Below are 22,002 nucleotides of genomic sequence, written 5' to 3' on the forward strand. Positions count from 1 at the left end.
ATGCAATTAATACGTCACCACCCAATGAGCCACAATGATTTGAGGCAATGTCTGCGTATTGCCACTGGTGGAACATTGGGTTTTTTGATCAGTAAACTGATGGGATTTAATTACGCCGTCTTTTTTACTGTGACTCCCATGTTATTGCTTGGACTCGTACCCGTTATCTCGGCTGCTGTCACGAGACAAGTTCTTGCCTCATCGGTACTGTCGATTGTTGAAGTGGGTCTGTTAGCTGGCTTTTTTGGGGGACAGCCGATTGTGATGAGCTTAATCGCATTCGTGCTGTTTCTGTATCGTTTTGCGTGCATGTCAAAAGGCAGTTTATTTCTATTTGGTGCCAACGGTGTGATCAGTTTAAGTATCATGCTGCACTTTGCCAGTTACCCGGCTACTAATGTAAACGATCTGATATTTTGTAATTTTTGGGGGCATATTAGCTCGATCTGTATCGCTTTTTTAATGATGGCTCTCTTCCCAGATGTAACGCCGCGAACGGCGCACTCTGGGGAGAGCAAAGCGCCTCACCGCATGCGGCATGAAGCCTTACTTGGGGCATCTGTCGCGACGATCTCCTTTTGTGCCTTTCAGGTATTAGATCTACAAGACTCATTATCGGCCCAGGTAACGACTTTAATTTTGCTGTTTCCTATGCATTGGAATGGCGCGCTCGACTATGCTCGGCGGCGTGCTCTGGGTACCATTTTAGGGGTAAGTTGTGGTTTAATCATCCAGCTGTTGCTGTATAACTGGTCGCACGAACTCTTGTTGTTATTGCCCCTGTTTTGGCTATTCACTTTGCTGTTTAGTCAGGCGCATATTACTGAGGCGATGGGGTCGGGTGTAGGCTTTGCTGGATTGACCACGTTTGGGATTTTATATGGGCAGAATTTAACCCCTAATAATGACCTTATCTTTAGCGGTCTTTACCGTACTAGCAGTATTTTAGTGGCTATCATCGCGACGCTGATTGCTTGCTATCTTGTGCATAGAATATTAAATCGCTTCGAAGCCACTCGCTTTGGTCATTAATACCGGTGTGAATTCTGCACTCTCGTGTATTTAGGCTTAGGCGGTGTTTGCACCGCCTTTATCGGACTCAGGCTAACGTTCAGCCTGATCATTATCATGCGCAAAATCGTCATCGGCCGTGCTACTTGTATCGCGATTGTCACTCGCCGCGGTTTCACTTGCAGCCATTGGTAAGTCGTTAGGCAGGGTTTTATTCATCACACCATTGAGTAATTCCATCGGCAGAGGGAATAAAATCGTTGAATTTTTCTCGCCAGCGATCTCCGTTAATGTTTGCAGGTAGCGCAGTAAAATGGCATTAGGCTCTTTAGCCAGGGTTTGCGCGGCGGTGACCAGTTTAGCCGAGGCTTCCATCTCACCCGAGGCATGGATCACCTTGGCTCGACGAGTTCGCTCAGCTTCCGCTTGCCTTGCAATAGCCCTTACCATGGTTTCATTCAGATCCACATGTTTAATCTCGACATTCGATACCTTAATGCCCCAACCGTCGGTGCGACTATCTAATATGGCTTGAATGTCGGTATTGAGCATCTCTCTGTTGGCGAGCATCTCATCCAGTTCATGCTGCCCTAGTACCGAACGCAGAGTGGTTTGTGCTAGCTGCGAGGTGGCTTGTAAGTAGTCCTCTACATTAATAATCGCCTTTTGAGCATCGATCACTCTAAAGTAGATGACCGCATTGACCTTAACAGACACATTATCGCGGCTGATCACATCCTGGGTGGGCACGTCCATCACCACGGTACGCAGATCCACCCGTACCATTTGTTGGATCAACGGAATGACGATAATCAGTCCTGGCCCCTTTACTTGGTAAAAACGTCCCAGCATAAAGATCACGCCACGCTCATATTCTCGTAAGATTTTGAATGCACTAAACAGTAACGCCAGTAGCAAAAAGCCTAGCGCGATAAAAAACACCGAGGGGTTATAACTAATTGCGTCCATTGACTATCTCCTTAGAGGACTGGGCTGGAGTCGGGGTGACTGTTAGGGTTAGGTGGTCTCGAGCAACCACCAAAACCCGTTGATCCGTATGGGTCGGTTTATCGCTCACCGCGGCCCAATGTTCGCCATCAAGGCTGACAAATCCTTTTTCAATAAATCCTTCTACCACTATGGCTTGTGCACCGACAATGGCATCATCACCACTCACGGTTTTATGTTGGCGTTGCCGCCACAGGGTGGTTAATACCCACAGTGAAAAAAGCAGCGCTGTGACGGTGACTGCGCCAATGAGCGGTAGCGAAATTGCAAAATGCTCTACATCACTGTCGATAAGGAAGATAGAGCCTAGGGCAAATGCAATCGCACCGCCAACACCAAAAATGCCAAAGCTTGGCACCATAGATTCGGCAATCAACAGGGTGATACCTAATAGCATTAAGCCTAGTCCGACATAATTGATCGGCAGTAGCTGAAAAGCATATAACGCGATAAGCAGTGAAATTGCGCCAGTCACTCCTGCAACCCCGACACCTGGGCTATAAAACTCGAGCAATAAGCCGTAAATACCAATTAACATTAAAATGTAGGCGATATTGGGGTCGGTAATGGTGGCAATAAAGTGATTACGCCAACTGCGTTGATGCTCAACTAGCTGAGTATTGCTTAATTTTAATGTGATTCGCTGCTCTCCCATATCGACTTGGGTGCCATTGAGTTGAGTCAGAAGATTGGGCGCGTCATCAGCGATAAAGTTGATCACGTTTTGATCTAAAGCTTCTTTAGCCGTAAGGGTGGCAGCCTCGGTCACTGCGCGCTCAGCAAAGTCGATGTTGCGATTGCGCAGGGTCGCTAAGGCGCGAATGCTTGCAATGGCATCATTTAACACCTTACGCTCCATTGCACTGCTGTTATCTGTAGTGGTTTGTTTATCATTATTATCGCCGCCATTTTGGTCACCTTGATCGCCGGGGCTAGACTCTTTAGGAGCAGGGTCATTGGGTGAGGGTGTATTAGGGGGAGGTGACATAGGGCCCCCCATTTTAACTGGGGTTGCAGCACCTAAGGTTGTGGCTGGCGCCATTGCCGCAACATGGCAGGCGTACAAAATATAGGTCCCTGCGCTCATGGCTCTGGCACCGGAGGGTGACACTAAACACGCGATAGGAATTGTTGATGCCAAAATGGCTTGGTTGATGGTGCGTAAACTACTGACAAGGCCACCGGGCGTATCCATAGTGATCATCACAAGTGGCGGCCGCTGCGATAAAGGAAGCTGATTTGCTTGAGTGATCTCGCTGACTAAGTATTCGCTGACAGCAGGGCCAATGGCCCCTTCAAAGCGTAATAATGGCACACTCTGCGGGGGGCCTGCTTGCTGCTGACTAAGTTGCTGATCAGCAGGTTGCTCAGTTGGCGTAATGGGGCTTTTGGTCTGCGCCATAGCCATACTTGAAACACTCATCATCACACTCAGTAAAAGCAGTACGAACACCCCTTGGATAATCGTGATTATCTTATTGGCCTGAAGGGGCGTAATCCATCGCCAATTTAGCCGTGTAGGGGGGAGTCGCCCACGCTTGTGTTTCCATCTTGCTGATTTTAGTCGTGCAGTCATAACGGCATCCTAATTTTAGCTAATCTTAAGTTTAGTCTATTTGGTCTTTTAGGGGGCGGCGTAATATTGAGGGGCGTAATGAACAAGGCCGTTAATAAACAGTGTTGGTACTTGTATGAGTCTGGCTAGTGCAGGCTATTTCAGAATTAACGACAAGATTAATTGGTGGTGCTAGTTGTCTTTTAGTGCGAGTGTGCTATTTTGCACGGCTTTTTACTCGTTGGAGCCTTAAGCATGTTTGTTGGATTCGATTACGGTAGCGCCAATTGCGCCGTGGGGATAATGGATCAAGACACTGTGACGTTATTACCCCTGTCAACTGATTCAAATTATCTGGTTTCAACCTTATATGCCCTCGACCGGGACCTTATTTGTGAGGCGGTACTTAAAGCGCTGCCATCTGAGCAGCAAAGCGCTTATGCCACTGTACGTTCAGCACAGTTAAGTCGTGCCCGCCAAGCTCGCCGAGAGTTAGATTTAGATACAGATGAGCAGGCCGTTTTTGTGGGTGAGGCTGCGGTGCAGCATTACCTTGAGATGCCCGAAGAGGGCTTTTATGTCCGTTCACCTAAATCGTTTTTAGGTGCGACAGGGTTACGAGCCGATCAAGTGGCCTTGTTCGAAGATATCGTCACCATGATGATGCTGCATATCAAACAACTCGCCGATGCCAAGCTGGCGAGCCGCGGCCAAAAAGTGACTCACGCGGTGATTGGCCGTCCGGTTAACTTTCAAGGTATTGGCGGCGAAGAGAGTAATACTCAAGCAGAAGGGATCTTGCGTTTAGCCGCCAGCCGTGCTGGATTTGAGGCCGTGGCCTTTTTGTTTGAGCCGCTAGCGGCAGGCATGGATTTTGAAGCCAGCCTAACCGATGATAAAACGGTGTTGGTGGTTGACGTTGGTGGCGGCACCACAGACTGCTCTGTGGTCAAAATGGGCCCGTCGCATATCGACAAAGCCGATCGCAGTGACGATTTCTTAGGTCATAGTGGTCAGCGGATCGGGGGTAACGATCTTGATATCGCCTTATCGATGAAAGCTTTTATGCAGCACATGGGGCTTGGCAGCCATATGGTTAATGGCCTACCTGTGCCAAGTAAACCGTTTTGGAATGCGGTGGCTGTCAACGACATCAGCGCTCAGCGTGATTTTGCTAGCCTGAGTTCGCGCAATATGATTAAAGAGCTTATTACCGATGCCGAGCGCGCCTACTTGCTACAACGTTTGTTAAAAGTGCAGCAAGATCAGTTAGGTTACCGTATTGTCAGAAGTGCCGAAGCGGCGAAAATTGTCTTGTCAGAGACAAGCGAAACCACTGTGACGCTGGATTACATTTGCCAGCAATTGGATGCTAATGTCGACGAGCGGATGTTTATCGACGCCATTAGTCAACCTGTGGCACAAATTCAGTCCTTGATGGCTGCTGCGTTAGCCGAATCTGGTGTCACGCCCGATATTATCTATGTGACGGGCGGGACAGCCAAAAGCCCGGCCATCTATAACAGTATCGCGGCCATCTATCCTGCAATCGATATTGTCGTTGGCGATCATTTTGGTAGCGTCACGGCAGGATTAACCCGCTGGTCGCAACGTATTTTTAATTAGAGCCTGTGTCACAAGCCTTTAACGGTAAATCTGATTAATTTAGGTATTTACCGTTAAAAGGCATTATTATCCAGTGACTGATATTCAAGTAGGTATTTTAGGTGCGTACTCAAGTGGCTTATATTTGAGTCATTCAGATCCAAGTCGCTCAAGTTAAGCTACTAAAGTTCAAGCAACTCACATTTAAGTCATCCAAGTTCAAATTACTCAGGTTCAAGTCATCCAGGTTTAAGTTACAGGGAAGCTACTATGTCATTTTTTTCATCATTTTTATCGCAAGCGCCAACAGCCCAATCCTATTCATCTAAGGGGTTAACCTCCTTGTTACTTGCTAGCGTGATGTTAATGGCCACAGGTTGCGGCGATGATGTCGGCAAGGTGAGCCTTGGCCTGTTTACCACTAAAGATGTACTTATCGATGCTTTGGACGACCCTAAAGTGCCGGGTGTCACCTGTCATATTAGCCGTATTGAAGCCAACCTAGATTTTGCCGATCCCTCTGATATGGGTATCGCCTGTCGCCAAACTGGGCCAATAACCACCGCGGATATTGCCACCATCGATAAGAGCAAAAATGGCGAAGTAGTGTTTAAGGCTTCACTGAGCATTTTATTTAAAGTGCTTAAGGTGCGCCGTATCTATGATGCTGAAAATCAAACCTTAATTTACCTGTCGTACTCAACTAAAGAAACTAATGGTAGCCATAAACACGCTATCTCAACTGTACCTTTATACGGCACACAAGCCTGGCAAGATCCATTCACCAAGGCTGATCACTCCGTGCGTTAAAAGGGTATCACCCGATTTAACTTGTACACTCTAAGCCCAAGCTGAAGTGACAAGGATAATTTAGCCTTGGGCTTGATTGAATCGCTCAAAAGCGCGGGCTAAATCGTCAATGAGATCATCTGAGTTTTCCAGTCCTATGTGTAACCTGATTAAGGGTTTACTGCTGTCCCAGTGGGTTGCTGTGCGTAGTTTATCGATCCCAAATACGCCCAAGATCAGGCTTTCATACCCCCCCCATGAAAAGCCCATCTTAAAGTGTTCCATATTTTCGACCAGTGCGGTAACCGATTTGAGGTTGCCTTGCTTTAACACAAATGAAAATAAACCATTGGATGCGCTGAAATCGCGTTTGAAAAACTTATGACCTGGACAGCTTACAAATGCGGGATGACGAATATGATCCACCTCGGGTCTGCTAGCTAACCAATTAGCGACTTTAAGCGCATTTTGTTCATGCTGCTCCATACGCACGCCTAAGGTCCGCAGCCCGCGGCTGGCGAGGTACACATCGTCGGCAGAGGTGCACTGACCCATTAAATAACTGTTTTCTCTCAGTTGATCCCAGTGCTCGCTATTTGCCGTGGCCGTGCCCAGCATCACGTCTGAGTGACCAACAATATATTTGGTGGCCGCCTGAATCGAGATATCGACGCCCATCTCAAACGGACGCGAGTTGATAGGCGATGCCCAGGTATTATCTAACATGACCACCATATTATGCTGGTGGGCAATACGGCTGAGGGTGGGCACATCCTGCACTTCCATGGTGATAGAACCGGGGGATTCGAGAAATAACACTTTGGTATTGGGCTGGATAAGCGTGGCTATGTCGGCGCCGATCATGGGGTCGTAATAGGTGGTATCAATGCCGAAGCCTTTGAGCAGCTTGTCGCACAGATCGCGGGTGGGCTCGTAGGCGCTATCGACCATCAAGAGATGATCGCCTGCTTTTAAAAACGATAATAATGCACCTGAGATAGCAGCAGAGCCTGAAGGATATAACGCGGTACCGACGCCGCCTTCTAGTTCGGCGATGGCGGCTTGAAACGCAAAGTGGGTAGGGGTGCCGCGTCGGCCATAAAACATCTCGCCATTGGCGCGGTTTTTGGTGGCAAAGCGCATCTCTTCCATAGTGTCAAAGATCACGGTTGATGCGCGAAATACAGGGGGGTTAATCACCCCTTTAGTCCACTTTTTGTCTCTGCCTAGGCTAACGATTTGCGTCTCTTTTTTCATTGTAGCGACTCCCACCCTTATTTTATTTTTAGCCATCTTAACATCTAAATGGCCAAATGAAAGGGGCGGATGGGCAATGAACACAGATATTTTATACCGCGCTGATCGGCAGTTTGATGCTGATCATCACGCCTTGGTGTTGGCCGCCCAGCTGGATGTTTTTAGCTTCAATGCTGCCCTGATGGAAATCGGTGATCAGCCGCGCTATGTATAACCCTAAGCCTAAGTGGGGTTTATCTTGATTAGGCTGGGGCCGTACCGAGACCATAGATTCAAAAATTTGCTCACTCATATTTTCAGGTAGTGCGGGCCCTTGGTTGTAAACGCTCAGCATGGCAATACGGCCTTTAGCGTGCAGTTTCACCTCAATTGGCGTTGCGGGCAGGCTAAACTCAATGGCGTTAGCGACTAGCTTATCCATCAGCTGGGCAATGTATTCAGGTACGCCCTGCATGTTAAGCGGATCGGGGCAAATATCGACCTCGAACGTCTGCTTAGGGTAAGTGATTTGATAACCCTGCATGCAACCCGAAATCACTTTTGCCAGAGGAAAAGTATCCACTTCGGCGTGGGTGAGCGCCTCTTCTAGCCGCGTCGCCTCACTCATGTTGTTGAGGATCATATTAAGGCGGCTGACGCCCTCTTGGGCACGATCGACATATTTTTGATGCTCAGGTGGCAGCGCTTGAGCGTTGAGATGTTCAAGCGATGAGCGCACTACGGCCACAGGGGTGCGCAGTTCATGGGATAATCGTGATGACATGTTTTCAAGGTAATGGGTATATTGGCCTAACCTGCTGACAATACTGGCAAAGCTGCGTGATAAGTCACCAATTTCATCGCGCACTTTTGAGCCCACAATGGCCCGTTTAATTCGGCCTTGGCTGTCGATGGCTTGTTCGGCTTCATCCCTGAGTTTGCGGATACGACTGGAAATGCTCGAGGCGAAAAAGAACAGCGCTAGAGTGCCCATACTCATCACGGTAATGATCACGTTAAACAGTTTTTCGAGTGCCTTGTTGCGCAGGGTGCGAATACCATGCGTGGTTTCTTCTGCAATCACCACACCCATGACGGTATCGTCAATCCAAATCGGGCTGGCAGCAGCCAAGACCACCGCTTTTCCGTCGGGGGTTAAGCGCCACGTTGAGCCAAACTTGCCCGATAAGGCGCGCTTAATATGGCTACCTTCGAGTACAGCTGAGTCTTGCAATGAGTCGACAAAGTCTTTTGCTGGCGTGGTCAGCACGCGATAGTAGAGTGGGTGTAAATATTCTTGTTTAAAATGCTCCCATGCACTTTCATCGCTGCGCTCGGTGGCCGCCTGAGCCCAAACGTTATTGTTACTGTGAATATCACCCGATTTAGCCAAGACTCGCCCATGTTTGTCTACCACCCAAATGCGTGAGCTGTTATGGCTCATACCTTTAATAATACTTTCAATTTCAGGTGACGGAACCAATACAGTCCCCAGTTCATTTACATCGTCAGTGGCCGAGGTGCCGACAATGGCTTCTACCTGTCGGCGGCGTTTATCGTTGACATCGGCGATGGCAAATCCCAATTTACTGCCCACCATGTCCAGCGGGATCCGCAGCTCAATATTATAACCTTGTTCGGTCTTACGCCATTTGCCTTGAATTTTAAGCTCTGGGGTGACAGGGGTTTTTCGCTTAGGGTTCTCAGGCAGTTGGAACGCGCTGATCCAACCATCACGGATGGTGGCGACAATATAACGCTTAAATTTTCCGTCGGGAGCCTGAGTTGCAATGGCTAAGTAGTCATTAGTTTCAATGCTTAAGCTATTGGTGCCGCGGTATACCACATTCGGATCTGTGACTTCAAAAAAGGCATACAGGTAGCCCGCATACTTGCCGACCATGTGGTTAAAGTGGATCGCGGGTGGATGATTATCGTCAAGGTTAAACAGTTGATGCTCTTGGCCGTAATGCAGGCTGCGGTGGCGATAATTACCCCAATCGCTGAGTTTGCCATCGAGCTGGATAGGGCTTGCCAGTGGATAGGCGTACAAGTCTCGTCCTTGCTCCACTCGTGACAAAAAACTGGCCTGTTTGTCGAACAGTTTTGGTCGCTCATGCAGCGCCGTGGCTAATGCTTGGGTCGTGCCTTCGAGGGTTTTTTCTTGCCCGTGGCGTAGGTATTTTTCCATCTCCCACACATATTGATAGCCCAGCCAGGGGAGGCAGAGCAAAAATAGTGACAATATGGCGACTTTGGTGCGCAGCCCAATAGGCAAAGGAAACATAACTAGCCTTGGTTATCCCAGCGGTAACCCATGCCATAGACGGTATCGATACAGTCAAAGGTGTCGTCTTGGGCGATAAACTTTTTGCGGATCCGTTTGACATGCGATGTGATGGTGCTGTCGTCAACATAGATTTTAGCGTCTTGCATCAAGGCTTGGCGGCTGCGCACATGCCCCGGATGTTTGGCTAAGGCATGCACCATCCAAAATTCAGTAACGGTGAGCTCAATGGGTTGATTCTTCCAGTACACCTGAATGCGGTTAACGTCGATAGACAGATGACCATGCTCAATGAGCTGGGCATGTTGCGTGCTGTTTTCTTGTATTTCTGAGCGGCGAAATAGCGCGGCTAAACGCGCGATAAGATGAGGGAAACTCACATCTTTACTCAGGTAATCATCGGCGCCTAAGCGCAGGCCGCAGACGGTATCAAAATCGCTATCTCGAGCAGTTAAAAAAATAATTGGCAGCTGGCTCGACATGGCTCGTAGAGATTGGCACAGGGTAAAGCCGCCATCAATCTCATTTTCAAGGCCAATATCGATAATCGCTAAGTCGGGCAGACGAGTGGTGAAAGCTTGCATTGCACTGGGGCGATTGGCATAAGCTTGAACGCTGTAACCTTGTTGCTGCAACACCTCTTTATAGTTTTCGCGGATAGCCGCTTCATCTTCCACTATTGCAATACGCTTCATTGCTTTCTCACTACAACATCACTACTGAATGGATGGTGACTATACAGCAAATTTTTATCGATAAAAGTGACTTAAGGTAATTGCCATTTTGTTGCCACAATTGGTCGCTGTAATGCCACTTTTGTTCCCTGCGTGCGCCACTTAACTGCGTTTTAATGAACTCATCGACACCACGTATCCGGTTTTGCTTCACCATCATTTTTGCCGGGACATCACATTAAGGATAACAAGATGAAAAAGCAGATTATTGCCGCACTGATCGCCAGCGCGCTATTGACCTCTTCTTTTGCTCACAGTGCTCAAGATAACAGCAATTCAGATAACAGTAATTTAGACAGCGGTACTCCAGCAAGTGTGGAAGCCTCCTCTGATACCGAAGCGTTAATTGGTGTCGGTTCTGGCATGGTACTGGGCGCCGTAGTGGGTGGGCCTGTAGGGGCGATCATTGGCGCTTTTACTGGCGGTATGATAGGTCAATCGGTGGCTGATGACAGTGAAATAAAAAACCAGCATGCGTTACTCGCTGAACAAGAGCAGCAGATCGCCATGCTTAACCAACAAAAGCGTGAATTTGAGCAGGTCAGTGAGCAATACAACCATACGCAGCGTGAGTTAGCTCAGTTAAAGCAGCGTCAGCAAACGGGTCTTGATGAGTTGGCTTTAGGCTTAAATGTGCAGTTTAAAACCGGTTCATCGGAAATCGAACCTCATTTTCAAAGCCAGCTTAATGATGTGGCGGATCTGATGTCACTGTCGCCAGAATTAACACTCGATTTAACCGGTTACGCCGATCGCCGTGGCGATTCAAGTTATAACCAAGCGCTTTCTGAGCAGCGGGTGGCTGAAGTTCGTCGCTACCTTGTTAAGCAAGGTTTGGATGAGATGCGCCTTGACGCCAAAGCCTATGGTGCCAGTGCACCGGTTAACGATGAGCAGAGTTTTGAAAATGATTTCTTTGACCGCCGCGTGACCATCCAACTGTTAAATGCTGATACTGCTATTGCAGCCAACTAGGCTATAGCGCAAGTTAAAAGGAACACAGACATGGATATCGACTATCTCAGCTCAACCACCCTTTGCCCCCCGAGGGGGGCTTTTTTATCTCAGGGGGCTGCGAGACTCAATCTTGTTGCGCTTTTATTATGGCTTAATCATCACAAATGGCAGCGCTGGTTAGCCCTGACGATGTGCACAACCTTAACCCTTAGCGCCTTATTGCCCCGTAGTGTGTTGGCGCAGCCTGATGATAAAACCTTTTTGGGGAGTCGTCAGCTTATCTATTTATTATCTAGCCTCTCACCCGAGCCATTATCACAGCCGTTAACTAAGTCAGCTAAGGCTTTATTCACCGGGTCTTTGCTCCCCAATGCCTTCGCGTTGAGTGCATTACCGAATGATAAAGTTGCTATGCAGATATCGGGCTGGGCAAACCGAGTGCAAGTGAAGCCGTTTTTTCAAAACGATACCGTCCAGTGGTTTAACGGCATGTATCTATTTTCGTTACCTCACGATGTCGCCATTGACAGTGTGACATTGCATATTGCTGAGCCGCACTTACAAGGTGAAATACTCCCTGTTGAAATGACTTATCAGCAATTGGTCAGTTACCAAGCGGAGGCGTTTAGTGTGCGTTTTCCGCTGGCAAATACGCCTCGCTACGCCGGTGAGCCCGCTGTGACATCATCCTCGCCTAATGATAATGGAACATATGCTCAGATGAGTAAAACTGTGCGCTGGGCGACGGCTCAAGATACAAAGCTTGCCGATAAGCAAGGCGTCGAAAATGATTATGCCATTGTTATGATGATGCCGCTGCAAGCATCCATCGGGCAATGGCCGCAAGCGGCCAGTGAGCGTCGACTCATCTTAGCCATTAGTGCCATGTTGCTGCTACTACTTGGTGCGTATTGGTTAAGTTATGCCAGCGTAATGCAGCGCATCCTGTTGATATGCTTGCGACGTATGCGTGGGCAAAGGTGCGAGCACGGATAAGCGTTCATCGTCATTGCATTATGCTATTAATCGGTATCGTTCTGATTTTACAAATTGTACTAAGGAGGCTATATGCAGGCGAAAGCACGTTTTGCCCAATTTTTGATCGAACAGGCGTGGCGTGAAACCTTAAGCGATGGTAAGCGGCATAAGCCATGGAGCTGGGCCAACACATATCCAGTGGCTAAGCTGCAGTTTGTTTCTGTGCAGGGGCAATTGCAGGGACAAGCCTTATATGTATTAGCGGGCGCGTCTGGCAGAAATATAGCGTTTGGCCCTGCTTCCCTAATGGGAGTAAATCAACTTAATGGGTGGGGCAATGCTGTGATTGCCGGCCATAGAGATACTCATTTTGCCCATTTAAAAGGGGTCAAAGCTGGGCAGCGACTACGGGTACAAGATAGCGCGGCAAACGTTATTGATTATCAAGTGGTGTCGATTCAAATTGTAGCCGAAACAGATATTCGTCAGCTTAATGGACAAGATGATGTACAGCTGACTTTAGTGACCAGTTATCCATTTGACAGCTTAGGTGCACAAAGTCGCTGGCGTTTTGTGGTGATAGCTGAGCCCGTGGCGGCAAAACCACAGGTCCAACGAGCCTTCGTTGCGGCTTAAATAATGGTGGTGGCTTAAGTGATGTTGATTGCATGGTGTTCGCCGCGGCCTGTTTTATCTTCGTAACGCTGTGCTAGTAGATTAGATAGGCATCACGCGGTTACGCCCGAGGCGTTTAGCGTCGTAAAGATAACTATCGCTACGTTCAATCAGCTGAGCTGGACTATCTTGCTTATGCCATTCACTGACCCCAAAAGAGGCGGTAATACTCTCGATTCGTTGGTCTTTACGGCGATCTTTGACACTGACTTTTTCAAGTGAGCGGCGCATCGCTTCGGCAATGTGTCGTGCCTTACGCTGGTGGCTTTTGGGGACTAAAATGGCGAACTCTTCTCCGCCAAAGCGATATATTTTGCTGCCATCGCGGCAAGCATCACTTAAGCGTTTCGCGACCGCTTTAAGGACGTTGTCGCCCAGTAGATGGCCGTAAGTGTCGTTAAAGCCTTTAAAGTGGTCAATATCGACCAAAATAAGGCAGGTGCCCTCAGGGGCTTGAGTGAGAATGCCAGCCAAATCTTGATCGAATGCTCGGCGATTGAGTACGCCGGTCAGTGCATCATAATAGACATCTTTTTCTGAGCGTTGCAGTTGGCCACGCAGAGCATCTATCTCTTGTTGTGCCTGCTGTAATTTGGCAGTAAAAAATTCGGTACTAGTGCGTATATCGTCAGACTCTTTTACCAAATTACGTACGAGTCCAAGCACTTTCTCTAGGCTGACCCCTTCCTCTTCAATACGATTAAGTTGCTCGAAGTTTTGAGCTATCCGCTTTTGGAAGCCTTTGGCATCATGCTTGGTATCTTTAAGCGATTGCGATAACTCCAGTGTCATGGCCTCTAGATTTTGTCGCATCTCCAGCACATCGATTTCAACCGGATCAGACAGGTGTTCACGGTACAGCAATTGGGCATTGACAGGTGGGCAGGTTTGATACTGGGCTACGAGGTTATCCATTTTTTCAACCAATACCGGATCTTGTTCACCCACATAGGCATACCACAATGCGTAATTAGTCGGAGTGGTGGGGATCTGATGCTTTAGCATCAGAGGTACTGCTTTTTTGAGGTTGATGGCAGCGGTGCGCAGCAGATCGTTGGACATGGTGATAGATTCCTCACAGTATTGCTCATCAATATGGCAACTCAGTCGTTGCTCAACATTGTTTTACTTAATATGGGTTGGCATAGTCGCGCTATGATGTGCGTTCATCCCCCCCGCCATTGTAGGGGGGCATGATAGCGCATATCGGTTAACGTGAGTCGTTAAAGGGCATTATCGATTAGGTCGTTGATTGGGTGCCCAATTAAGCCAGTCAGTTTGTGGCTTTTCATGCAAGGTAAAGGCCTGATTGCTATTTAATTGATTGGCAGGGGTGGTGACCACTTGCGTGGCGACCCCTATGCCGCCAGTGAGTATGGTCTCAAGTGAGCCAGTTTCAATTTGCGCGCCAGAAAATAGACCCACATCCACCTTAATGCCAGACATATCCCAAAATTGACTGCTTTGATTGACTAGATGTTGATAGCGCGCATCTATTTGTACCAGCATCTGCACCTGAGTGCCATTTACCGATAATTGGTAATGGGCTATCTCGCCTATCTTAATGCCGCGAAAGATGATGGGACTGCCTACTTTAATTGAGCCTAAATCGCTGTCAATGAGGGTTAATTGCAACGAGCCATCATCTACATGCACCGGGTTTTCAGTCAGGCCGGTAAAGTGTTTGCTTAACTGCTGGCTATTACCCGGAAGTACGGCCACATAGGGGCCAGTGAGTAGGGTTTCGGCCGCCTGAATGCCAGATAACGAAATTTGTGCATCGATTAAAAAATATTGCGCATCTTGGCGAGTAAATGCCTTGGCATAATCCCCATAAAGGTACGCATCAACACTGACTGTACCGAGGTCATCATTGAGTTTAAGTTGTTCGATCTCACCCACCTGATGACCTAAATAGCGAATAGGCGCTTTAGCCGCTAACTTCGTTGTGGCGGGAAAGCTTAGTGTAATGGGGGTTGCCTTGGCTAGGGCAAGCGCCTTAGACCCGTATAAGTGCTGGCTATTAACGGCATCATCGCCCTCGAGTAAGCCTAAGCTAACGCTGCCTTTGATGGCGCCACTCAAGGGCGCGATCTCAACATTGACTCCGCGTAAGCTAGCATCGACTGTCAAAGCGTTGTTACGCCAAAACACGGTTTTAGGGGTTAACAGTGAATCAAATTGCTTATCAACCCCAAGGGTGATGGCAAAATTATTACTTTTTGCTTGCCAAGCGACATCGAGCACTTGGCCAATTTGCATCTTTTTAAAGTAGAGTGGTGATGTCGCACTTAAATCGGCGCCATCAGGGCTCATCAGGGTGATGCGTCGCTGATCCCTTTGGCTGATGATCTGCTGGGCCTGCTTCTGTGAGCTAAATAACATTAAGGTGCTGTGCTGTTTTACTGGAGTAGTAGATTTGCCTTGAATTAAGCTGATCGCCCCTTGGGTGAGTGTGGCTAAGTCGCGGGTATTTACCGTTACACCCTCGATAGAGGCATCAATAGCTAATGCTGACTCAGGAATGAAGTAGCTACCAGATGAAATAAGCTTTTGATATTCTGGCCATATGTCTATTGAATACTCGACGCCGCTATAATCTGGCTTAAAGCGAACGTCGCTAACACTGCCAATGGGTAACTGTTTAAAGCGTACCTGCGCGCCGACGTCTATGCCGGGGTTCTCACTGGCCGTTAATGTCAACGTAAAAGGTTGATTATGTAAGGGCGGAGCACTATCTAGCAGCGGGTACTGTGCTAAAGGCTCTCCGGTGCCGGGCATGAAATTGATCACGCTACCTGTGAGTAGGCGCGTAGCATGCTTGATACCTGCCGTGGAGATATCGGCGCCTTCGACCCAAAATTGCGCCGTGCCACTCAACAGATGAGCATAATCGCTATCGAAAGTCGCATCGAAAATGACTCCAGAGTCACTTAAATGCGTGTGGGTCACACGGCCTATCTCTATGCCTCGAAATACGATGCTTGCACCCGATTGAATAGTATCTGCATCGCTGGCTTGCAGTGAGAAGCCTACGCCGCGAATGGCAGCATCTTTATCATCAAAAATGGTATAGTGTTGATTTGGTTCGGCTTGCAGACCGTTGGGATCGGAGGAAAAGCTAACGCCACCGGCTAAAATGGCTGACAGACTCTCTGTTTTTACTTTGATTCCCGCCAGTGACGCATCGACTGCTAAGCCTGAGACATTCCAAAATTGCGAGTTTTGTTTTACTAAATGTGTGTACTGTTTCTGTATGTATGCATTAAATAAAATGCGGTTATCATTGACTAAACGGTAACTGAAAATTTTACCGACAGGGATTTGACGATAAAAGATTAGCGAGCCGATATCGAGTGAGCCTAAGGTTGGGCTGCTTAATTGCACCATTAACCCGTCGGAGCCTGGGGCAACTGGTGGAGCCTGATCTTCGGCGATAAACTTTCGGCGTTCATTACCATTTCCAGGTTGAATGGCAATATAGTTACCGGAAAAAAGCGCATCGAGTCCTTCAACACCGGTAATTGAGGCTTTAGGCGTGACTAGCCAAAATTTGGTGTTGTCTTTTAAAAATGGAGTGGAGCGATAATCCATTAATAGATCGACATTCACCCCTTGCAGAGCATCATCGATACTAATGTCGACCACTTTACCGACGGTCAAACCTTGATAACGCACTAAGGTTTTACCGACATCGATACCAGTGGCACTTGGAAAATGGATACGCACATCGATACCCGATTCTCGGATACTCTTAACGCCCAGCCAAGCGCCCAGCGCTAGTGCGATGATAGGTAACAGCCAAATCGGCGAAAATAACTTCTTCTTTACCACTTTAGGTGTTTCAATTTTTGTCATCTTTCGCTTCCAATCGGTCCCAGAGTAAACGGGTGTCTAATACTTTTGCTGCCAGCTGTGTCAATAAGACGACTAAGGCAAACGCCGTAGCAGCCGGTGCAGGTTTGGCATCAAATATTTGCCCCATATTAACCAAAGCCGCCGTTATTGATATGACAAACAGATCTAACATCGACCAGCGACCAATCCATTCAATGATATGAAAGCCTGCCATTAATCTTTTTTTTGAAATTGGTAAACGATGACTTATGGCGAGCAGATAGGTCGCTAAACCGATAATTTTCAGCATAGGTACGAGAATACTGGCGGTAAATAAAATGATGGCAATAGGCCATAAGTCTAAATGGATTAAATGATTAATACCGCTAAAGATGGTGTCACGCCTGACTTGGCCTTGGCTAGTCATAATGGTGATTGGGTATAAGTTGGCTGGCACTAACAAAATGGCGGCGGTGAGCAACAGCGCCCAGCTTTTTTGGATGCTGGCGTAGTCTCGACTCTGTACGTACTGACCACAGCGTTGGCAATAGGTATCTTCAATTCGGCAAAGTTTTGCACAAGTAGGACAACTGGTGATCCCTGCAGCTTGTCCTTGCGAGTTGCGATGAGAGTTAGTCATTGAGCTGGTTCCACATATGCTCGATATCATATTCACGCTGCAAGAAAATAACCACAATGAATAAAATACTGAAGCAGAATGTCCCTATACCAAAATAGAGGTCGGTGTAGTCGGAGAGTTGAAACACGGAAACAAAGATACTGATCATGTATATCTCTAGCATTGTTAGCTCTGTCAACAGGCTATGCCAGCGCAGTAGTTGTTTATAAATATTACGAAAAAATGACTTTTTTATTTGATATTTAACGATTAAAATTTGTGCCAACACTGATAGGATAAGTAAACCAGGAGCGATAACCGCGGCGATCATAACCGCGATCCCCACTACCCAGTAGCCTTGAGATATCACCGACATCGCTCCTTCTACCACTGTCGTGGTACGCACGCTGCCCAAAAAATGCAGCTCTAATACAGGGAATATATTGGCGGGGAAATACAGTACCAAGGCGGTAATACATAAGGCGAGCATACCGTTGATAGAGCAATAGGGGGTGTCGTACAAATTACTATGGCAACGAGGGCAAAGGGCTCTTACCCCAATAGGAAGCGCCCGCTTGCTGACGATGAGGTCACAGGAGCGGCATAGGATAATGCTCTTATCTAACACGTTTCTATCGGAAGTAATGATGGGTATTCCTATCGTTTGGGAGCAAATAACATGGTGGTTGCCCCTAATTTCTTCAGATCCAAAAAGCTGTTGTACGCTGCAAGCGTTTAGCAATTGTGATAAGACAACATCACTATTGCTAACGAAATAATAGAACAAGATTCTATCAGATAAATTTGAACACTTGCATAACAACTTGTATTTATGAGATTCTACAACTGTATATAAAAACAGTGTGAGGACAGGCATGGCAGTTATAACGAAATTTGTCGTAGTCAGAGAAGGGGTTGAGAAGATGACATTCACATCTAAAAAGGAGGCTGACGCCTTTGATAAGATGCTCGATATCGCAGATAATCTACTTCCTTTTATCGAACAGGCTCAGCTAGGACTCGATGATGATGCGATTGAGAAGCTCAGTTTCTATTTAGCCGAAAACAAAGATCAACTGATGGGCTTATTAAAGGGCGGTGCGGTGACGAAACCTGCAGCAGTAAAAAAAGCCAGTAAAAAAACCGAAGCAACAGCATAATTTATTAGGAAACCCTATGACATCCGTGTGTTATGACACTTTAGCTCGCCAAACCGAAGCATTATTCAGTGGCGAAGATAACCTTATCGCAGCCATGGCTAACTTTTCCGCATTGATCAATGACAACCTTGACGATATCAATTGGGCGGGATTTTATCTTGTTGAAGGCGAACAACTGATTTTAGGCCCGTTTCAAGGCAAGGTTGCCTGTACCCGCATTCCTATGGGGAGGGGGGTTTGTGGCACAGCAGCGCAAAGCAATACCACACAACGCGTGGCTGATGTTCACCAGTTTGCGGGCCATATCGCCTGTGATTCGGCGAGTAATTCTGAAATCGTCATTCCATTAAGGCGCGATGGTCAAGTGATTGCTGTGCTTGATATCGATAGCCCATCAATATCTAGATTTGATCAAGCCGACGAAAACGGCCTTGAATTAGTAGTAAAAAGTCTGGAAAAAGCTTTATTTGCTTAAACTAACACCAATTTTGCACAATTGATGGTCGCATTCATAGCTAGCAAGCTTATAATAGGCGGCTTAACGAATATCAAAATGCTGGGTGACATTTCATTACTTGAAATGAATACTTGGCGTTTGTTAAGTGTAATTGATAAGGTATGTTGGACGTAACGCTAACGGGTGTAGCTACACTAGGTGAGATAATGCCCGTTAACCGCCCCTAACAAATATGAACGACACGCCCGCCAACATTAAGTTGGGTGAGGTGATAGTCCCCTTTTTAAACTGTGGAAGTAATGATGGAATCAACAGAAAAGTTGACCGACACCAACGCTATTCTGGCGTATTTATATGAAACATTTCCTTTGTGCTTTATTGCTGAAGGTGAAACTAAACCGCTTAAAATTGGATTGTTTCAGGACTTGGCTGAAAGGTTAGCTGATGATTCTAAAGTCAGTAAAACTCAATTGAGAATTGCCTTACGTCGCTATACTAGTAGCTGGCGCTATCTTAAAGGCATCAAAGTTGGGGCACAGCGTGTCGACCTTGACGGCAATGAATGTGGTGAGCTAGAGCAAGAGCATATCGATCATGCACAAGCTACACTGAAAGAAAGTCAGGAAAAAGCCAAGGCTAAACGTCTAGCCAAAGCCGCAGCGAGTAAGGGCGACAATAATCAGCCTAAGGCTGAAAAGAAGCCATTTAAAAAGCCTGCGCCTAAGCGTAAACCCACTGCGGTTAAAGTCGCTAAACCAGAAGTTGCAGTACAAAATTTAACACCTGCGGTATTAGGCGAGTTGAAACCAAATCAACGTGTCAATGTCAAACTAGGTAAATCGCCAGTATCAGGTGTCGTACTTGACATCAAAAAAGAAGATATACAAGTGCAGTTAGATTCAGGATTAACCATCAAAGTGAAGGTTGAACATATCCTGCTATAACTGTTTCATTGTAAAAGGAGTAACTTGTTGATGCGAAAACTAACTCTGGTAGCTTCAATTGCCAGCATTTTTGTAGGATTCTCGGCTTGGGCATTGACGCCTACAATTCCATCAAGCGAGTTGCCCTCTCTGAATCAAGAGCCACAACATAAAGTGGCGAGTAAGCGAGTGGCGGACACCTATGCGCGTAATCACTATCATCGTTTCGATTTTGATGATGCGTTTGCTGCGCAGGTGTTCGACCGCTATTTAAAGCAACTCGACTACCGTCGTAATGTGTTATTACAAAGTGATGTCGATAGCTTTAAGGTCTACGCTACAGAATTTGACGACATGCTCAAAAGTGGTGACTTGACTGCCGCCTATAAGATGTTTGATCTGGTGCAGCAACGTCGTTATGACCGTTTTGCCTATGCGTTAGCCCTGCTTGATACCGAAATTGACTTTAATGTTCCTGGTGACAACTATCAGTATGATAGAGAAGAAGCTGCTTGGCCCAAAGATGAAGCAGAGCTTAATGAGCTTTGGCGTCAACGGGTAAAATATGATGCCCTCAATCTTAAACTTACTGGTAAAACGTGGGATGAAATTGTTGACGTGTTAGAAAAGCGTTACAACAACGCCATCAAACGTCTGAGTCAGACCAAAAGCGAAGATGTCTTTCAAGGTGTGATGAATGCCTTTTCTCGCTCGGTAGAACCACATACTAGCTACCTTTCTCCGCGTAACGCAGAACGTTTCCAAATGGAAATGAACCTGAGCCTTGAAGGCATAGGCGCGGTGCTGCAGATGGATGAAGATTACACTGTGATTAAAAGTTTGGTCGCTGGTGGTCCTGCGGCCAACAGTGAAAAACTCTCCCCTGAAGATCGCATTGTAGGTGTTGGCCAAGAAGGAAAAGAGATAGTCGATGTGATTGGTTGGCGTCTCGATGATGTTGTTGAACTCATTAAAGGGCCAAAAGGCAGTAAAGTGGTACTGCAAGTCTTACCTAAGAAAGGCGGTTCTTCAGCTAAACCTACTTATGTGACTATTGTTCGGGATAAAATTCGCCTAGAAGATCGCGCAGCGACCTCCGAGGTGATTGAGCCTTCAAGCGGAGATTACGCTGGTCGTAAAGTTGGTGTCATTAAGATCCCTGGCTTTTACATGAACCTGTCACAAGACGTGCTTAAAGAGCTGACTAAACTTAAACAAGAAAACGTTGAAGGGGTTGTCATAGATCTGCGTGGCAACGGTGGCGGCGCGTTAACTGAAGCCACCTTGTTAACAGGCTTGTTTATTGAGCAAGGTCCTGTGGTGCAAATTCGTGATGCGAATGGCCGAGTTTCACAAAATCGTGATAATGATGGCCGCGTTGCTTATTCTGGTCCATTGACTGTGATGGTCGATCGTTACAGCGCATCGGCATCTGAAATTTTTGCCGCCGCGTTGCAAGATTATGATCGTGCACTTATCGTCGGTGAGTCGACTTTTGGTAAAGGCACAGTACAGCAGCATAAAAGCCTTGGGCGTATCTATGATATGTACGATAAACCGATTGGCCATGTGCAATACACCATCGCTAAGTTTTATCGTATCGATGGTGGCAGCACCCAAATTAAAGGGGTCACGCCCGATATTCCTTTCCCTAGCGCCTTAGAGCCAGGTGAATATGGTGAAGCGGAAGAAGATAATGCATTACCGTGGGATAAGGTGCCAATGGCGCAATACAGCACCCTAGGTGACATTAATCCGAATTTGGTGGTTAATTTAGATGGCCGCCATCAACAGCGCATTAAGCAAGATGTCGAATTTAGTTATATTTATCAGGATATTGCTGAATTCAAGAAAAGCCATAAAGAAACCAGTGTCTCTTTGGTGGAAAAAGAACGTATTGCCGAACGTGAGGCTAATGATAGTAAGCAGTTAGCACGTTTAAACGAACGCCGCGCTGCAAAAGGCTTAGCACCACTGACATCGCTTGACGATGCCGATGATGAGATGACATTACCCGATGCATTCTTAGACGAAACCGTGTATATCACTCTTGATATGGTCGACATGGAACAGATGGCTAAAAATCAGTCTAAGTAATCGACTTAGCAAAATGAAAAACGCGCTATTGGCGCGTTTTTTTTATCAAATTTTAAGTGATAAGAGGAACTGTG

The 22,002-nt window shown here is 47.0% G+C and carries 19 protein-coding genes; 10 read left to right on the forward strand and 9 right to left on the reverse strand.

What is annotated here, in order from left to right:
- Nucleotides 1–1,032: a DUF2955 domain-containing protein gene (locus AC5YB1_RS09345; RefSeq protein WP_494518944.1), complete on the forward strand. Its 1,032-nt coding sequence runs from the start codon at nucleotides 1–3 to the stop codon at nucleotides 1,030–1,032.
- Nucleotides 1,033–1,104: 72 nt separating this feature from the next.
- On the opposite strand, the gene AC5YB1_RS09350 is transcribed toward AC5YB1_RS09345, so the two are convergent.
- On the reverse strand, nucleotides 1,105–1,980 hold the full coding sequence (locus AC5YB1_RS09350) for a slipin family protein (protein WP_494518945.1): 876 nt from the start codon (nucleotides 1,978–1,980) through the stop codon (nucleotides 1,105–1,107).
- Entirely contained in the window at nucleotides 1,967–3,421 is a 1,455-nt protein-coding gene (locus tag AC5YB1_RS09355; protein ID WP_494518946.1) for an NfeD family protein, read from the reverse strand. The genes AC5YB1_RS09350 and AC5YB1_RS09355 overlap by 14 nt, the downstream gene beginning before the upstream one ends.
- Before the next feature lie 408 nt (nucleotides 3,422–3,829).
- Between AC5YB1_RS09355 and yegD the strand changes: the two genes are divergently transcribed.
- Together yegD and AC5YB1_RS09365 are read left to right on the forward strand one after the other, a co-directional pair.
- Complete coding sequence (yegD, locus tag AC5YB1_RS09360; RefSeq protein WP_494518947.1) at nucleotides 3,830–5,200, forward strand: molecular chaperone; 1,371 nt, start codon at nucleotides 3,830–3,832, stop codon at nucleotides 5,198–5,200.
- Nucleotides 5,201–5,539: 339 nt separating this feature from the next.
- Nucleotides 5,540–5,989 (forward strand): CreA family protein, encoded by a 450-nt coding sequence (locus tag AC5YB1_RS09365; RefSeq protein WP_494521615.1) that lies wholly within the window; start codon nucleotides 5,540–5,542, stop codon nucleotides 5,987–5,989.
- A 60-nt stretch (nucleotides 5,990–6,049) separates the two neighbouring features.
- Here AC5YB1_RS09365 and AC5YB1_RS09370 read toward each other — a convergent pair whose 3' ends face one another.
- The 3 genes from AC5YB1_RS09370 to pdsR form a co-directional block, all read right to left on the reverse strand.
- The gene (locus tag AC5YB1_RS09370) at nucleotides 6,050–7,225 is read right to left on the reverse strand and encodes a cystathionine beta-lyase (protein ID WP_494518948.1); all 1,176 of its coding nucleotides are present in this window, start codon (nucleotides 7,223–7,225) and stop codon (nucleotides 6,050–6,052) included.
- Between the two features lie 91 nt (nucleotides 7,226–7,316).
- The gene (pdsS, locus tag AC5YB1_RS09375) at nucleotides 7,317–9,491 is read right to left on the reverse strand and encodes a proteobacterial dedicated sortase system histidine kinase (protein WP_494518949.1); all 2,175 of its coding nucleotides are present in this window, start codon (nucleotides 9,489–9,491) and stop codon (nucleotides 7,317–7,319) included.
- 2 nt (nucleotides 9,492–9,493) lie between these two features.
- Nucleotides 9,494–10,186 carry a proteobacterial dedicated sortase system response regulator gene (gene pdsR / locus AC5YB1_RS09380; protein ID WP_494518950.1) on the reverse strand — a complete coding sequence of 231 codons (693 nt, stop codon included), beginning with the start codon at nucleotides 10,184–10,186 and terminating at the stop codon, nucleotides 9,494–9,496.
- Between the two features lie 231 nt (nucleotides 10,187–10,417).
- On the opposite strand from pdsR, the gene pdsO reads away from it, so the two are divergent.
- The 3 genes from pdsO (at nucleotide 10,418) to AC5YB1_RS09395 (ending at nucleotide 12,796) form a co-directional block, all read left to right on the forward strand.
- Nucleotides 10,418–11,200, forward strand: a complete 783-nt coding sequence (gene pdsO / locus AC5YB1_RS09385; protein ID WP_494518951.1) for a sortase-associated OmpA-like protein PdsO — start codon at nucleotides 10,418–10,420, stop codon at nucleotides 11,198–11,200.
- Between the two features lie 30 nt (nucleotides 11,201–11,230).
- Nucleotides 11,231–12,178, forward strand: a complete 948-nt coding sequence (locus tag AC5YB1_RS09390) for a hypothetical protein (RefSeq protein ID WP_494518952.1) — start codon at nucleotides 11,231–11,233, stop codon at nucleotides 12,176–12,178.
- Between the two features lie 72 nt (nucleotides 12,179–12,250).
- Nucleotides 12,251–12,796: a class GN sortase gene (locus AC5YB1_RS09395; protein WP_494518953.1), complete on the forward strand. Its 546-nt coding sequence runs from the start codon at nucleotides 12,251–12,253 to the stop codon at nucleotides 12,794–12,796.
- Between the two features lie 81 nt (nucleotides 12,797–12,877).
- Here AC5YB1_RS09395 and AC5YB1_RS09400 read toward each other — a convergent pair whose 3' ends face one another.
- The 4 genes from AC5YB1_RS09400 to AC5YB1_RS09415 all read right to left on the reverse strand — a co-directional run bounded on the left by AC5YB1_RS09400 (nucleotide 12,878) and on the right by AC5YB1_RS09415 (nucleotide 17,919).
- Nucleotides 12,878–13,897, reverse strand: coding sequence for a GGDEF domain-containing protein (locus AC5YB1_RS09400; RefSeq protein ID WP_494518954.1), 1,020 nt, complete (start codon nucleotides 13,895–13,897; stop codon nucleotides 12,878–12,880).
- A 171-nt stretch (nucleotides 13,898–14,068) separates the two neighbouring features.
- A complete protein-coding gene (locus AC5YB1_RS09405; protein WP_494518955.1) occupies nucleotides 14,069–16,693 on the reverse strand; it encodes a PqiB family protein in 2,625 nt (874 codons plus the stop codon).
- The gene (locus AC5YB1_RS09410; RefSeq protein ID WP_494518956.1) at nucleotides 16,680–17,312 is read right to left on the reverse strand and encodes a paraquat-inducible protein A; all 633 of its coding nucleotides are present in this window, start codon (nucleotides 17,310–17,312) and stop codon (nucleotides 16,680–16,682) included. The genes AC5YB1_RS09405 and AC5YB1_RS09410 overlap by 14 nt, the downstream gene beginning before the upstream one ends.
- Nucleotides 17,305–17,919, reverse strand: a complete 615-nt coding sequence (locus tag AC5YB1_RS09415; RefSeq protein WP_494518957.1) for a paraquat-inducible protein A — start codon at nucleotides 17,917–17,919, stop codon at nucleotides 17,305–17,307. The genes AC5YB1_RS09410 and AC5YB1_RS09415 overlap by 8 nt, the downstream gene beginning before the upstream one ends.
- 247 nt (nucleotides 17,920–18,166) lie before the next feature.
- Between AC5YB1_RS09415 and AC5YB1_RS09420 the strand changes: the two genes are divergently transcribed.
- The 4 genes from AC5YB1_RS09420 (at nucleotide 18,167) to prc (ending at nucleotide 21,928) form a co-directional block, all read left to right on the forward strand.
- On the forward strand, nucleotides 18,167–18,451 hold the full coding sequence (locus tag AC5YB1_RS09420) for a YebG family protein (protein ID WP_494518958.1): 285 nt from the start codon (nucleotides 18,167–18,169) through the stop codon (nucleotides 18,449–18,451).
- A gap of 16 nt (nucleotides 18,452–18,467) precedes the next feature.
- Nucleotides 18,468–18,926: a GAF domain-containing protein gene (locus tag AC5YB1_RS09425; RefSeq protein ID WP_494518959.1), complete on the forward strand. Its 459-nt coding sequence runs from the start codon at nucleotides 18,468–18,470 to the stop codon at nucleotides 18,924–18,926.
- Between the two features lie 284 nt (nucleotides 18,927–19,210).
- Nucleotides 19,211–19,852, forward strand: coding sequence for an RNA chaperone ProQ (gene proQ / locus AC5YB1_RS09430; protein WP_494521616.1), 642 nt, complete (start codon nucleotides 19,211–19,213; stop codon nucleotides 19,850–19,852).
- 30 nt (nucleotides 19,853–19,882) lie between these two features.
- The gene (gene prc / locus AC5YB1_RS09435) at nucleotides 19,883–21,928 is read left to right on the forward strand and encodes a carboxy terminal-processing peptidase (protein ID WP_494518960.1); all 2,046 of its coding nucleotides are present in this window, start codon (nucleotides 19,883–19,885) and stop codon (nucleotides 21,926–21,928) included.
- Nucleotides 21,929–22,002 lie beyond the last annotated feature (74 nt).

The organism is Shewanella sp. 433, assembly GCF_059338565.1.